Source organism: Microbacterium sp. JZ101 (assembly GCF_053903175.1).
The window spans coordinates 2019689-2034211 of the sequence record NZ_CP096400.1 but is presented as its reverse complement, the minus strand read 5'-3'; the positions used below and the strand labels follow the sequence as shown (position 1 = coordinate 2034211).

Annotated in this window: 11 protein-coding genes; 8 read left to right on the top strand and 3 right to left on the bottom strand. The window is 70.7% G+C overall.

The genetic code is table 11. From position 1 onward, the window contains the following. The first annotated feature begins 32 nt into the window (after window positions 1-32). Genes tatA through M1D56_RS09525 form a run of 7 tightly spaced genes read left to right on the top strand, consistent with a single transcriptional unit; the run spans window position 33 to window position 9860 of the window. Window positions 33-293: a Sec-independent protein translocase subunit TatA gene (gene tatA / locus M1D56_RS09555; protein WP_456283394.1), complete on the top strand. Its 261-nt coding sequence runs from the start codon at window positions 33-35 to the stop codon at window positions 291-293. 6 nt (window positions 294-299) lie between these two features. Further along, on the top strand, window positions 300-1115 hold the full coding sequence (gene tatC / locus M1D56_RS09550; protein WP_271172105.1) for a twin-arginine translocase subunit TatC: 816 nt from the start codon (window positions 300-302) through the stop codon (window positions 1113-1115). A gap of 38 nt (window positions 1116-1153) precedes the next feature. Beyond that, window positions 1154-3595 carry a DEAD/DEAH box helicase gene (locus tag M1D56_RS09545; protein ID WP_456283392.1) on the top strand — a complete coding sequence of 814 codons (2442 nt, stop codon included), beginning with the start codon at window positions 1154-1156 and terminating at the stop codon, window positions 3593-3595. A gap of 57 nt (window positions 3596-3652) precedes the next feature. Beyond that, window positions 3653-5215 (top strand): apolipoprotein N-acyltransferase, encoded by a 1563-nt coding sequence (gene lnt, locus M1D56_RS09540; RefSeq protein ID WP_324014564.1) that lies wholly within the window; start codon window positions 3653-3655, stop codon window positions 5213-5215. Window positions 5216-5224: 9 nt separating this feature from the next. Further along, window positions 5225-5452, top strand: coding sequence for an SPOR domain-containing protein (locus M1D56_RS09535; RefSeq protein WP_271172102.1), 228 nt, complete (start codon window positions 5225-5227; stop codon window positions 5450-5452). 48 nt (window positions 5453-5500) lie between these two features. Then, on the top strand, window positions 5501-6838 hold the full coding sequence (locus M1D56_RS09530) for a glutamine synthetase family protein (RefSeq protein ID WP_271172101.1): 1338 nt from the start codon (window positions 5501-5503) through the stop codon (window positions 6836-6838). Between the two features lie 16 nt (window positions 6839-6854). Next, window positions 6855-9860, top strand: a complete 3006-nt coding sequence (locus tag M1D56_RS09525; RefSeq protein WP_456283390.1) for a bifunctional [glutamine synthetase] adenylyltransferase/[glutamine synthetase]-adenylyl-L-tyrosine phosphorylase — start codon at window positions 6855-6857, stop codon at window positions 9858-9860. Window positions 9861-9882: 22 nt separating this feature from the next. Here M1D56_RS09525 and M1D56_RS09520 read toward each other — a convergent pair whose 3' ends face one another. The 3 genes from M1D56_RS09520 to M1D56_RS09510 form a co-directional block, all read right to left on the bottom strand. Then, on the bottom strand, window positions 9883-10626 hold the full coding sequence (locus M1D56_RS09520; RefSeq protein WP_456283388.1) for a ParA family protein: 744 nt from the start codon (window positions 10624-10626) through the stop codon (window positions 9883-9885). Window positions 10627-10706: 80 nt separating this feature from the next. After that, window positions 10707-11723 (bottom strand): LacI family DNA-binding transcriptional regulator, encoded by a 1017-nt coding sequence (locus M1D56_RS09515; RefSeq protein WP_456283386.1) that lies wholly within the window; start codon window positions 11721-11723, stop codon window positions 10707-10709. After that, a complete protein-coding gene (locus M1D56_RS09510; RefSeq protein ID WP_456283385.1) occupies window positions 11710-12759 on the bottom strand; it encodes an aldo/keto reductase in 1050 nt (349 codons plus the stop codon). Before M1D56_RS09510 ends, M1D56_RS09515 begins: the two co-directional genes overlap by 14 nt. Before the next feature lie 212 nt (window positions 12760-12971). Here M1D56_RS09510 and M1D56_RS09505 point away from each other — a divergent pair, with 212 nt between their 5' ends. Beyond that, window positions 12972-14516, top strand: coding sequence for an alpha-L-fucosidase (locus M1D56_RS09505; RefSeq protein ID WP_456283383.1), 1545 nt, complete (start codon window positions 12972-12974; stop codon window positions 14514-14516). Window positions 14517-14523: the final 7 nt, after the last annotated feature.

The following is a 14523-nucleotide window of genomic DNA, read 5'->3' as shown; positions in this document are numbered from 1 at the left end:
GAACCCAGACTTCCGATCGATGGAGACCCCTCATGCTCGGCAATCTCAACGGCTGGCACCTGCTCATCCTGCTGGCCGTCATCCTCCTCCTCTTCGGCGCGGCACGTCTCCCTGCCCTCGCCAAGAGCGTCGGCCAGTCGGCGCGCGTCTTCAAGGGCGAGATGAAGCAGATGAAGGAGGAGAGCGGGGAGGACGACACGAAGAAGGCCGCCGAGCCGGGGTACACGCTGAACGGCGAGACCGTCGAGCGGCCGAAGGCGGATGGCTCCGCCGGCACCACGCCGCAGAGCTAGCCGCGCATGGCGACGACCGACACGGAGGTCGCCATGCCGGAGGACGGGCCGTACCGCGACCGCAAGATGACCCTCGCGGCGCATCTGCTCGAGCTGCGCAAGCGGCTCATGATCGCGGCCGCCGCGCTCGTCGTCGGCATGGTGGTGGCCTTCCTCATCACCGATCCCGTCATCCACCTCCTCACGCAGCCGATCGCGCTGGTCGCCGAGAGGCGGGGAGACGACTTCGCGCAGCTGAACTTCGACTCCGTCACGGCGGGGTTCGACATGCGCATGCGCATCGCGTTCGCGCTCGGTCTGCTCATGTCGGCGCCGGTCTGGCTGTGGCAGATCTGGGCGTTCATCATGCCGGGCCTCACGCGCAAGGAGGTCCGCTACACGGTCGGCTTCATGGCCACGGCGATTCCGCTCTTCTTCGCGGGCTGCTACGTGGGCCTCGTCATCATGCCCCACATCATCGAGCTGATGGCGTCGTTCGTGCCCGAGGCGGGTGCGCAGTTCTACAAGTACGACTACTACTACGACTTCGTCTTCAAGCTCCTGCTCGTCCTGGGCGTCGCGTTCGTGAGCCCCGTGTTCCTCGTGGCGCTCAATCTCGCGGGCATCATCACGGGCAAGGCCATCCTCAAGGGATGGCGGGTGGCGGTGGTCGTGGCGACCGCGTTCGCCGCGATCTCGACGCCCGCGGCCGACATCACGTCCATGCTCCTGCTCGCGGGCATCCTCATCGTCCTGTACGTGCTCGCGGGGCTCCTGTCGATGCTGTTCGACCGGCGCAAGCGCAAGCGCCATCCGGAGATGTTCGTCGACCCCGAGGTGTGAGCGGCGCCGGCCGCATGCGCGCGCGATAGTCTTCGAGCATGAGCGGCCTGAGCCCATCCGAAAGCTACGCCGCAGCCCGCGAGAGCCGTCGGCACCCGATCACGACGGCCTTCGCCGAGGCGCAGCGCTTCGAGCTCGACCCGTTCCAGGTGGCGGGCTGCCAGGCGCTCGAAGACGGGCGCAGCGTGCTGGTCGCCGCGCCCACGGGCGCGGGCAAGACCATCGTCGGCGAGTTCGCCGTGCACCTCGCGATGCGGACGCCGGGGGAGAAGGCCTTCTACACGACGCCCATGAAGGCGCTGTCGAACCAGAAGTTCCGCGAGCTGCAGCAGGTCTACGGCGAGGACGAGGTCGGCCTGCTCACGGGCGACACGAACATCAACGCGCACGCGCGCGTGGTCGTGATGACGACCGAGGTGCTCCGCAACATGATCTACGCCGGCTCCTCGGCGCTGCGCGGGCTCCGCTACGTCGTGATGGACGAGGTGCACTACCTCGCCGACCGGTTCCGCGGCGCGGTGTGGGAGGAGGTCATCATCCACCTCCCGCAGGGCGTGCGGCTCGTCTCCCTCAGCGCGACCGTGTCGAACGCCGAGGAGTTCGGCGACTGGCTCGACACCGTGCGCGGCGACACCGAGGTCATCGTGTCCGAGACGCGGCCCGTTCCGCTCGAGCAGCACGTCCTCGTGCGCGGCGACCTCCTGCCGCTGTTCGACGAGAGGGCGGGTGCCGCGGCCGCGCAGGTCAACCAGGAGCTCATGCGCGTGCGCTCGTCGTTCGCGCAGAGCCATCGGGCCAACGAGGACTTCTTCGACAAGCGGCGCCGCGGTCGGCGGCCGTCGTACCGGCGGCCGGGGCCCGCCGGGCGCATGGAGCGGATCGACCGGCCGCAGGTGATCGAGCTGCTCGGGCGCCAGAACCTGCTCCCCGCCATCTTCTTCATCTTCAGCCGGATGGGCTGCGACCAGGCGGTGCAGCAGGTGCGCCGATCGGGTGTGCGGCTCACGACGCAGGACGAGCGCGCCGAGATCCGGCGCATCGTGGACAAGCGGATGGCCAGCCTGCCCGACGAGGACCTCGGTGTCCTCGGGTTCTGGGAGTGGCGCGAGGATCTCGAGCGCGGCGTCGCGGCGCACCACGCGGGACTCCTGCCGGCCTTCAAGGAGGTCGTCGAGGAGCTCTTCCAGCGCAAGCTCGTGAAGGCCGTCTTCGCGACGGAGACGCTCGCGCTCGGCATCAACATGCCCGCGCGCACGGTCGTGCTCGAGAAGCTCGAGAAGTTCAACGGCGAGGCCCGCGTGCCGATCACATCGGGGGAGTACACCCAGCTGACGGGCAGGGCGGGCCGCCGCGGGATCGATGTGGAGGGCCACGCGGTCGTGCAGTGGACCGACGGGCTCGACCCGCAGGCGGTGGCGTCGCTCGCGTCGCGGCGCACGTATCCGCTCAACTCGAGCTTCCGCCCCACGTACAACATGGCGGTCAACCTCATCGACCAGTTCGGCAAGGAGCGCGCTCGGGAGATCCTGGAGTCGTCCTTCGCCCAGTTCCAGGCCGACCGCGCCGTGGTGGGCCTCGCACGGCAGGTCAAGGAGGCCGAGGAGTCCCTCGCCGGATACGAGAAGGCCATGGCGTGCGATCGCGGCGACTTCGCCGAGTACGCGGGGATCCGGCGCGAGCTCAGCGACCTCGAGAAGGCCGACCGCAAGGACGTGAGCGCGTCGCGCGCTCGGCGTCAGCAGCGCCTGGACCGCATCCAGAGTCTGCGCAAGCGCATGCAGCGGCACCCCTGCCACCAGTGCCCCGACCGGGAGAAGCACGCGCGCTGGGGCGAGCGGTTCTGGCGACTGCGTCGCGACGTCGCGAAGCTGCGTCGTCAGATCGAGGGGCGCACGGGGAGCGTCGCGCGCCAGTTCGACCGCATCCTCGACGTGCTCGCGGAGCTCGAGTACGTCGAGCCGGGAGAGGCCGGCCTCGCGCTGACCGCCGCCGGCCGGAGGATGCGGCGGATCTACGGCGAGCGCGACCTGCTCGTGGCGGAGTCGCTCCGGCAGGGGCTCTGGAGCCGGCTCGACGCCGCGGGTCTCGCGTCCCTCGCCTGTGCGCTCGTCTACGAGCCGCGGCGCGACGAGGCGCCCGAGGCGCACGGCCTGCCACGGGGAGCCTTCCGGGAGGCGCTCGCCGCGACCGAGGAGCTCTGGAGCCGACTCGACGACCTCGAGCGCGATCACGGGCTGCCGGGATCGAACCCGCCCGCGACCGCGCTCGCTACCGCCATGCACATGTGGGCGCGCGGCCAGGCCCTCGATCGGGTGCTGACGGCCGCCGACATGGCGGCAGGCGACTTCGTGCGCTGGGCCAAGCAGACGATCGACCTGCTCGACCAGCTGTCGATCGTCGCGGAGGGCGATCTCGCGCGCACTGCGCGGACCGCGCTCGACGCCGTGCGACGGGGCATCGTGGCCTACAGCTCCGTGTGAGCGCGGGAGGCGCCTCGTCCAGGCAGTCGCCGAGGCGCGGGCAATAGGCTGTCGCCTATGCCCGAACGCCCCCTGCTGCCGCTGTGGGCGGCGGCCGTCGCGGCGGCCGCGGGCGGGCTCGCCCTCGACGCCGCCTTCCCCGCGGTCGGGATCTGGCCGCTCGCGTTCCCCGCCGTCGCCCTGTCGCTCGCGTCCCTCGTCGGACGCCGCATCGCCTCGGCGCTGCTCGTGGGCTTCGTCTTCGCGCTCGCGTTCTACCTGCCGCACGTCTCGTGGGCCGCGGGGTTCCTCGGCGACAACCCGTTCGCCTGGGTGCCGTGGGTCGCGCTCGCCGTCGTGGAGGCCGCGCTCATGGCGATCGGCGCCATCCCGCTCGCCCTCGCCTACCGGTGGCTCCCGCGCGCGTCGCGCGCCGGGGCCGTCCGCCTCGTCGTGCTGCCCGTCGCCGTCGCCATGCTGTGGACGTGGCGCGAGGCGACCCTCGGCTCGTGGCCGTACGGCGGATTCGCGTGGGGGCGCGTCGGCATGAGCCAGTCCGAGAGCCCGCTCGCGCCGCTGTCGTCGTGGATCGGCGTGAGCGGGATCACCTTCGTCATCGTCCTCGTGTGCGCCCTCGCGATCGAGGCCGTGCGGATGGCGCGCTCGGCTCATCGCGCGGGCCGGCGCGTGCTGGCCCTCGTCGCGCCCGCTGCGCTGCTCGGTGTGCTCATGCTCGTCCCGCCGTTCCCGACCGCGCCCGCGGGGGAGATCTCGGTCGGGGCCGTGCAGGGGAACGGCCCGGCCGCCTATCTCGACGCACGGGAGCCGTATGACGTGCTGAACGCGCAGATCACGGCGTCGGAGCCGCTGCGGGACGCCGATGTCGACGTCGTGCTGTGGCCCGAGGGCGGCGTCGACAGCGACCCCCTCTACAACGAGACGACCGCGCTCTATCTCGACACCGTCGTGGGTGCGCTCGATGCGCCGCTGCTCATGAACGCCGCGTCCGCCCGCGGGGGAGATCCCACCTCGGGCGACGACCCGATCTACAACACGTCGATGCTGTGGACCGAGGATGGCGCGACGCAGCTGCACTCCAAGCGCCATCCGGTGCCGTTCGGGGAGTACGTGCCCGACCGACCGCTCTTCGAGGCCCTCGCCCCCGACCTCATCGGGCTCATCCAGCGGGAGTACACCCCCGGTGACGACTCGCCGGTGTTCGACGTCGGCGGCGTGGGCATCGGCCTCGCGATCTGCTTCGACGTGATCTCGGACTCCCTCATCGCGGAGGGCATCGCAGACGGCGCCGAGGTGTTCATGTTCCAGACGAACAACGCCGACTTCCGGGGGACCGACGAGAATCTGCAGCAGCTCGCGTTCGCGCGCATGCGCGCGATCGAGACGGGCCGGAGCGTCGTGAACCTGTCGACGACCGGCACGAGCCAGATCATCGCGGCCGACGGCTCGGTGGTCGACGCCCTCCCGATCGACGAGGCGGGGGCGATGATCGCCGATGTCGAGCTGCGCGAGGGCACGACGGCCGGCGTCGTCGTGGGGCCGTGGGTCCAGGGCGCCATGGCGTTCGGGCTCGTCCTCGTCGCCGCGGCCGGGCTCCTGGCCCGCCGTCGCCGACGTGCCTAGGATCGGGACATGAGCTTCGACGACGACCCCGAGAAGAAGTACTGGTACAACCTGCGCACGGGCGAGGTGGAGTTCGGCCTCGTCTCGCCGGCCGTCGACCGGGCAGGCCCGTTCGACACCGCCGAGGAGGCAGCGAAGGCTCCCGAGGTGCTCGAAGCGCGCTCGCGCGCATGGGCCGAGGAGGACGCGCGCGAGGACGACTGGTCGGCGCGTCGAGACGGCTCGGCGGACCAGTAGTCTGAGAACGCGCCGCGCGAGCGGACGTCAGGTCGCAGAGAGGATCCGATGGACAAGCAGAGGGACTTCGTGCTCCGCACGATCGAGGAGCGCGGCGTCAAGTTCGTGCGCCTGTGGTTCACCGATGTGCTCGGCACCCTGAAGTCGGTCGCGATCGCGCCGGCCGAGGTGGAGGGCGCCTTCCGGGAGGGCATCGGCTTCGACGGCTCCGCGATCGAGGGCCTGACCCGCTCGTACGAGTCGGATCTCCTCGCGTTCCCGGATCCGTCGACGTTCCAGATCCTGCCGTGGCGCGGCGAGGTCGACCCGACGGCGCGCATGTTCTGCGACATCACGACGCCCGACGGCCAGCCCGCTCCCGCTGAGCCGCGCAACGTCCTGAAGCGCACGCTCGCGAAGGCGGCCGATGCGGGCTTCACGTTCTACACGCACCCGGAGATCGAGTTCTACCTCCTCAAGTCGAGCAGCTTCGGCGCCGAGGGCCCTGAGCCCGTCGACCGGGCCGGCTACTTCGACAACGTGCCCGGCGGCACGGCGCACGACTTCCGCCGCCGTGCGGTGCGCATGCTCGAGGACCTCGGGATCTCGGTCGAGTACAGCCACCACGAGGTCGGCCCCGGGCAGAACGAGATCGACCTGCGCTACGCCGACGCGCTGACGATGGCGGACAACATCATGACCTTCCGCACGGTCGTCAAGGAGGTCGCGATCGAGGAGGGCGTGCACGCGACCTTCATGCCCAAGCCGCTCGCGGGCGAGCCGGGCAGCGGCATGCACACCCACATGTCGCTCTTCGAGGGCGACGTGAACGCGTTCTTCGAGGAGGGCGCGCAGTACCAGCTCTCCCGGGTCGGGCGACAGTTCATCGCGGGTCTCATGCGCCACGCGAACGAGATCGCTCTCGTCACGAACCAGTTCGTCAACTCGTACAAGCGCCTGTGGGGCGGGGACGAGGCGCCCAGCTACGTCACGTGGGGGCACAACAACCGGTCGGCGCTCATCCGCGTGCCGCTCTACAAGCCCGGCAAGGGCGGCTCGGCCCGCGTCGAGTACCGCGCGATCGACTCCGCGGCGAACCCGTACCTCGCGTACTCGCTCATGCTCGCCGCGGGCCTCAAGGGCATCCAGGAGGAGTACGAGCTCGCTCCCGAGGCCGAGGACAACGTGGGCGCGCTCTCGAGCGCCGAGCGCCGCGCCCTCGGGTACCAGTCGCTCCCGACGAGCATGTACGACGCGATCAAGCTCATGGAGGACAGCGAGCTCGTCGCCGAGACGCTCGGCGAGCAGGTGTTCCGCTACGTGCTCGCGAACAAGCGCCGCGAGTACGACGCGTACCGCGCGCAGGTGACGCAGTACGAGCTGAAGTCGACGCTCGACGTCATCTGACGCCGGGCGCATCGCGATGACGACGGGCAGCCGCGCCACCGGTCTGACCGGGCTCGCGCGGATGGGGTTCAGCCGTCTCGAGCGCGCCGACGCGGAGATCTCGGAGCTGTCGCAGCTCGCGGGTCTGCCGCGTGAGGCGCTGCTCGAGCACGCGGGCGGCGCAGCCGATCCGGACGAGGCGCTGGACGGCCTCCTCCGGATCGCCCGTCGAGCACCCGAGGAGGTCGCCGCCACGCTCGCGGATCCGCGCGGCAGGGCCGTCGCCTGGCGTCTGCTCGGGGCGTCCCGCGGCTTCGCCGACTTCTACCTGCGACGGCCCGGGTCGTTCCCGGCGCTCGTCGACGCGGGCGACGTGCTCCCGGACGATGCCGCGCTGCGCGGCGCCCTGCTCGGCGCGGTCGGCGCGGAGGACGGCTTCGCCGCGACCGCCGACGAGTCGGCGTGGGTGGCGCTGCGCGTCGCCTACCGCGAGCAGCTCGCGCGCATCGCGGCCTACGACCTGCTCTCCGAGGACCCGGTCGACGCCGTGAGGGATGTCTCGGCGGCGCTCGCCGACGCCGCGGGCGCCGCTCTCGAGGCGTCTCTCGCGGTCGCGCGTGCGCGCGCGGCGACGGGCGCGGCCGGGGCAGGTCTCTTCCCGCGCGGCGAGGTCGCGCAGATGCGCCTGGCCGTGATCGGGATGGGGAAGGCGGGGGCGCGCGAGCTCAACTACGTCTCCGACGTCGACGTCATCTTCGTCGGGGGAGTCGCCGACGACGCCGAGATCACGGAGGCGCGAGCCCTCGACATCGCGCACCGCCTCGCGGTCCAGACCATGCGCGGGATCTCGGAGATGGAGGTCGAGCCCCCGCTGTGGGAGGTCGACGCGAATCTCCGCCCCGAGGGCAAGCAGGGCGCGCTCGTGCGCAGCCTCGCCTCGCACCTCGCCTACTACGACCGATGGGCGCACTCGTGGGAGTTCCAGGCCCTCCTCAAGGCGCGGCCGCTCGCGGGAGACCGCGACCTGGGCGCCGCGTACGTCGCGGGGACGCAGCCCAAGGTCTGGGCGAGCGCGGGGCGCGAGAACTTCGTCGACAGCGTGCAGGGGATGCGCGAGCGCGTCATGGAGCACATCCCGCCCGCTGACGTCCCCTACCAGCTGAAGCTCGGCCCCGGCGGCATCCGGGACGTCGAGTTCACGGTCCAGCTCATCCAGCTCGTCCACGGAGTCGCCGACACGACGATCCGCATCGCGGGAACGCTCGAGGCCCTCGACGCGCTGGTCGCCGAGGGGTACATCGGGCGACAGGACGCCGCGACGTTCGCGCGCGACTACCGCATGCTCCGGCTGCTCGAGCACCGTCTCCAGCTGATCGGCCTCACGCGCACGCACCTCATGCCGCGCACGGACGAGGGCCTGCGCGTGCTCGCGCGCGCGAGCGGACTCGCCGACACGGGGGAGGGGGTCCAGCGCCTCTGGGAGCGGATCAAGCGCGAGGTGCGCGACGTGCACGTGCGCCTGTTCTACCGTCCTCTGCTGTCCGCGGTCGCGGCGCTCCCCGAGGATCAGCGCAGCCTCACGGCCGACGAGGCGCACGCCAGACTCGCCGCGATCGGCCTCCGCGACCCGGGCGGCGCGCTGCGGCACATCCGCGCGCTCACCTCGGGTCTCAGCCGGAAGGCGACCATCCAGCGCCACCTCATGCCGGTCATGCTCCGCTGGTTCGCGGACGGCGTCGACCCCGACCACGGCCTCGTCTCGTACCGGCGCATCAGCGAGCGCCTCGGCGACACCCCGTGGTTCCTGCGCATGCTCCGCGACTCGACGGGCGCCGCCGAGGGGCTCACGAAGATGCTGTCGGGGTCGCGGTACATCGGCGATCTCATGGAGTGGATCCCCGAGTCGGTCGCGTGGCTCGACGATCAGGAGCGGCTGCGCCCGCGAGCCGGCGACGTCCTGCGGGCGGAGGCGCGCGCCATCCAGGACCGCCATGCGGGGCTCGAGGAGGCGATGGCCGCCGTGCGCGCCCTCCGCCGCCGCGAGATGCTGCGAACCGCCATGGGCGCGGTGCTCGGCGCGATCACGATCGAGGAGCTGGGCGACGCGCTGACCACCATCACGGAGGTCACGATCCAGGCGACGCTGCGCGCCGTGCGGCGGGACGTCGTGCCGCCGGAGGACGACTCGCTCGACTTCGCGATCATCGGGATGGGCCGCTTCGGCGGAGCCGAGCTCGGGTTCGGATCGGACGCCGACGTCCTCTACGTGTACCGGGCCGAGCAGGTCGATCCCACGCGTGCGCACGACCTCGCCGCGCGGATCGTGTCGGAGCTGCGTCGCGTGTCGGAGGACTTCCGGCTGCCGCTCGATCTCGACGCGGAGCTGCGCCCCGAGGGCAGAAGCGGCCCCATCGTGCGGTCGCTCGACGCGTACGCCGAGTACTACCGGCGCTGGTCGCTCTCGTGGGAGGCGCAGGCGCTGCTCCGCGCGCGCGGCGTGGCCGGCTCGGCGAAGCTCATCGGCGACTTCATGGCGATGGCCGACGAGATCCGGTACCCCGAGCGCATCGACCTCGCCTCGACGCGGGAGATCAAGCGGATCAAGGCCCGTGTCGAGAACGAGCGCATGCCGCAGCGGATCGACCGCACCCGGCACCTCAAGCTCGGTCCGGGCGGCCTGAGCGACGTCGAGTGGCTGGTCCAGCTGCTGCAGCTCGAGCACGGCCACGCGCGCCCCGAGCTGCGGACGACGTCCACGATCGCGGGGCTCACGGCGGCCAGGGAGGCAGGCCTCGTGTCGGAGGCCGACGCCGAGCAGCTGGCGGCGGCGTGGCGGCTCGCCGCCCGCCTGCGCTCGGCGAACACGCTGTACTCCGGCAACACGAGCGACGTGCTGCCGACGGACCGTCGCGCGCTCGACGGCATCGGACGCATCCTCGAGTACCCGCCGTACTCGGCGAACGACGTCGAGGAGGACTGGCTGCGCGCGTCGCGACGGTCGCGGAAGGTGTTCGAGCGCCTCTTCTACGGCGATCCCGCCTAGCGGCCGACGGGCGGACGGCCCGTCACGCGCGCGCGACCCGGTGCCACAGCGCCGCGTAGGCCTTCGCGGCCTCTGAGCGCGGAGCGAAGGCGCCGATCGCCGCGTGCTTCTCGCCCATGCGCTCCGCGACGACCGTGAACGGCACGACGATGTCGGTGATCTCGGCGACGCGCGACGGCAGCTCCTCAGCGGCGTCGCGATGGCTGCGCTTGCGCCGGTCGACCATCGTGAGGAACGCCACGAGCGCGGCGTCGCGCCCGTCCTCGGCGAGCAGGTCGCGCACCTGGTCGAAGGACCGCAGCGAGAGCAGCGACGGCGCGAGCGGCGCGAGCACGACGTCGGCCGCACGAAGGGCGTTCTCGGCGACGAGCGATGCGCCCGGCGGGCAGTCGAGGATCACGACGTCGTAGTCGTCGCGCAGCGGCTTCAGGACGCGCGCGAGGCGCGACCCCGACTTCTTCGTCGCGTCCAGGGCGATGTCGAGGTCGCGGTACGAGGCGTCGGCGGGCAGGACGTCCACCCCCTCGACCGACGTCTCCCGGATGGCCTTGGCGGCCGAGCGCGCGCCCGAGAGGACCGCCTCCGCGCCGCCGCGCAGCTTCTGGCGCACACCGAGCAGCCACGTCGCGGCCGCCTGCGGATCGAGGTCCCACAGGAGGACGCGATGCCCGTCCGCTGCGGCCTGCCAGGCGAGGTTCACGGCGGTCGTCGTCTTCCCGACGCCGCCCTTCGTGCTGAAGACAGCGATCACGCGCGAGTCGCTCATGGCGCCATCCTTCCACGGACGCGGGAGCGCCCCGGGGAGCGCCGATCGCGAACGGCGGATCGGGGCGGGCCACGGGACCCTCAGTGGCGCGGATTCTCTTCGTCGCCATGCACCGCGGCAACCGATGAGCCGACGAGAAGCCGACCCGGCAGCGTGACGGTCTGCCCGGTGCCCGCGTCGCCGGTCGACAGCCGGTCGCGCATGAGGCGGGCGGCCTCGTCGGCGAGGGAGCGCGTCGGCTGCTGGAAGACCGTGAGCCGCGGGCGGACGGCGCGGCCGATCTCGGCGGCATCGAAGCCCACGAGAGAGACGTCGGCCGGGACGCGCAGACCGGACTCGTTCACGGCGATGAGCATGCCCAGCGTGAGCTCCTGATTCACCGCGAAGAGAGCGGTCGGACGGTCGGCGAGGGCGAGCAGCCGTTCCGTCGATGCCTGCCCGCTTTCCACCGTGAGCGGTCCGGACGCGATGGCGGCAGCGGGCATCTCGATACCCCGGTCGGCGAGGGCGTCCACGAAGCCCCTCGTCCGCTCGCGCATCGTGGAGATCGCCGTGTCGCCGCCGACCAGTCCGATCTTGGTGTGGCCGTGGTCGGCGAGGTGGCGGGCTACCGTGGCGCCGGCGGCGGCGTTGTCCAGCACGACGCGATCGCTCTCGAGATCATCCGCCGTCCAATCGATAGCCACGACTGGCATTCCCTGCGCAGCCGCCTCACGGAGCGCCCCCACCTCGCTCGCGACGGGAACGGCGATGATCCCGTCGACCATCCGGCTCATCAGGAAGTCCACTGCCTCTCCCGGCGTGCCTCGGCTCGCGCAGACCACCACGCTCACATCGTCCTCGCGGAGTGCGGCCTCGATCCCGGCGATGATCGTCAGGTGGAAGTCGTTGTCGAGGGCGGGCAGCAGAACGCCGACGGCCCGGGAGCGTCGTGAGCGCAGACCTCGTGCGAAGCCGTTGACGCGGAATCCGAGCGACCGCGCGGCCTCTTCGATCAGGGCGCGGTTCTGCTCGCGCACGGGAAGGCCGTTGAAGTACTTCGAGATCGTCGACAGGGACAGCCCGGTGATCGCCCGGATGTCCTTATACGTCGCCATGCGCGCTTCCCGCCTCGGGGGAGCCGTAGCCGGCCCATCCGGGAATCGTGCCGTCGACGTCCCACAGATCCCTCCAGTCGGAGCTTCCCTGCCAGAGGAACACCTGTCCCTTGATGAGCCGGTCGTTTCGGTCGACGCCGCGCAGATCCTCGATCTCGTGCGGTGTGAGGTGCAGGGATGCTGCCGCGAGATTCGCCGCGAGCTGGTCGCGTTTCACCGAGAACGGGATGGGGATCTGACCCCGGGCCACCGCCCACGCGATGCAGACGGCCGAGGGGTGGACCCCGTGGTCGCGTGCGATCCGGCGGACGACGGGGTCGTCGACATCCGCGTGGTCCGCCTCCGTGCGGTCCCGAGCGGGACGCGAGGGCGAGCCGAGAGGCGAGTAGCCGACGGGCTGGATGGCGTGGTCGAGGCAGAAGCGGAAGAGCTCCGGCTGCTGGAAGCAGGGATGCAGCTCCATCTCATTGAGCGCCGGGGGGATCCGGGCATCCGCGAGGATGCGCTCCAGCTTGGGGATGGTCACGTTCGATGTGCCCAGATGACGGACGACGCCGTGATCGACCAGCTCTTCGAGGGCAGCCCACGTGCGCATGTAGTCCGCGTGGATGTACGGGCGGGCGCGGGGATCGCGATCTGCCGCGTCGGCGAACGGCGCATGGTGATTCGGAAACGGCCAGTGCACGAAGACCGCGTCGAGTCGGCTCAGACCCAGGTCTTGGAGCGAGCGCTCGACGGAGGCGACCGCGTCGGCGGGCTCGTGCGCATCGTTCCAGATCTTCGACATCACGAAGAGATCGTCGCGCGTCACCACGTCGTCCTCGATACAGCGGCGGATGGCATCGCCGACGCCCCGTTCGTTGCCGTAGACCGATGCGCAGTCGATGAGCCGGTAGCCGGTGCGCACGGCCAACTCGACGGCTGCCCCGACCGCTTCCTCGCCGTAGCGGTCGGACCCGAAGGTGCCGATTCCGATGGCCGGGATCGGATCCCCGCCCCGCAGTCGACGCTCACGCAGGGCGGTCGAGCCTCCCACTCCGGTGATCCCAGCTTCCATCGACGCGTCCCAACTCCTCTGGCGAAAGGTTTCGCTTCACGATACGAGTCGATGCGGCATGCGTCTAGGGGCGGTCGGTCTGGGGAGGGCTCTTGACAGTGTCGATTGCCCTCCCTACGCTCCATCGGAAACACGCAACGTTTCGTCTTCGGTTCGCCGCGGGCGACGTCCTCGATGAGGGAGAGAGAACCATGGCCCGGTACGCAACGCCGCCCGGATCGCCGACACCGATCGACCCGTCTGCCCTTCCGGCACCCGTCGACGTATCCGACAACACGGAGGCGCTGGCCGAGGTCCGAAGGGTGATCGAAGCAGGACCATTCGCGGACAGCTGGCGATCGCTCAGCGGCTATCGTCCGCCTCGATGGTACGAGGACGCGAAGTTCGGCATCTTCATCCACTGGGGGGTCTACTCGGTCCCCGCGTTCAACAACGAGTGGTACGCGCGCTACATGTACCGCGAGGGAACAGTGGAATTCGAGCACCACGCCGCCGTCTACGGCGAGCATCGCGACTTCGGGTACAAGGACTTCATCCCGTCCTTCACGATGGAGCGGTTCGACCCCGAGGCGTGGGCGATGCTCTTCCGTCAGGCGGGGGCCCAATTCGTCGTTCCGGTGGCCGAGCACCACGACGGTTTCGCCATGTACGACACCGCGCGGTCCCGATGGAACGCCGTGAACATGGGTCCGAGACGGGATGTCTTCGGCGAGCTGATGGCGGCGACGGATCGTGCCTGGATGGTGCGCGGCGCCTCGTCCCACCGGGCGGAGCACTGGTTCTTCATGAATGGCGGCGCGCGTTTCGAGTCCGACGTGCTCGACCCCGACTATCAGGACTTCTACGGCCCCGCCCAGCGCGAGGAGACCGCGCCTCATGAGCGCTTCCTCGAGGATTGGCTGCTCAGGACCGTCGAGATCATCGACCGCTACCGCCCTCAGGTGCTCTGGTTCGACTGGTGGATCGAGCACCCCGCGTTCGCGCCCTATCTGAAGATGCTCGCGGCCTACTACTACAACAGGGCGGCGCAATGGGGGCGCGAGGTCGTCATCAACTACAAGTGGGATGCGTTCGCCGAGGGCACCGCGGTGTACGACATCGAGCGCGGAACCATGGGCGGCATCCGGCCAGTCGTGTGGCAGAACGACACCTCGGTCTCAAAGACGTCGTGGTCGTGGGTGCGAAATCATGAGTACAAGTCCGTCGACGAGCTCATCGCGGATCTCGCGGACGTCGTGTCGAAGAACGGCGTGCTCCTGCTGAACATCGGGCCCAAGCCCGACGGGACCATCCCCGACGAGGAACAGGCCATCCTGAGGTCGCTCGGCGCGTGGCTCGCGCGCAACGGCGAGGCGATCTACGGCACCCGGCCATGGATCATCCCGGCTGAGGGTCCCACCGAGGTCGCGGTCGGATCATTCGTCGACGGAGAGGCCGCGACCTTCACCGGTGCCGACTTCCGGTTCACGGCGCGGAAGCACGTGACCGGGGAGTACGTCTACGCGATCCCGCTCGCGGATCCGCCCGATGGCCGACTCAGGATCCGCGCATTCGGGCGCGCCGCAGGGCTTCTCTCTCGCCCGATCCGGGAGGTCTCGCTGCTCGGGTCGCGCGAGACGGTCACGTGGGAGCAGACGGCAGATGCTCTCGTCATCGAGGCGGGCGGTCGCGCCGTCGTGAAGCTGTTCCTCGAGCCCGAGAAGGTGCAGCCACGCACGGACTTCCTCCACGGCTGACCGGCGT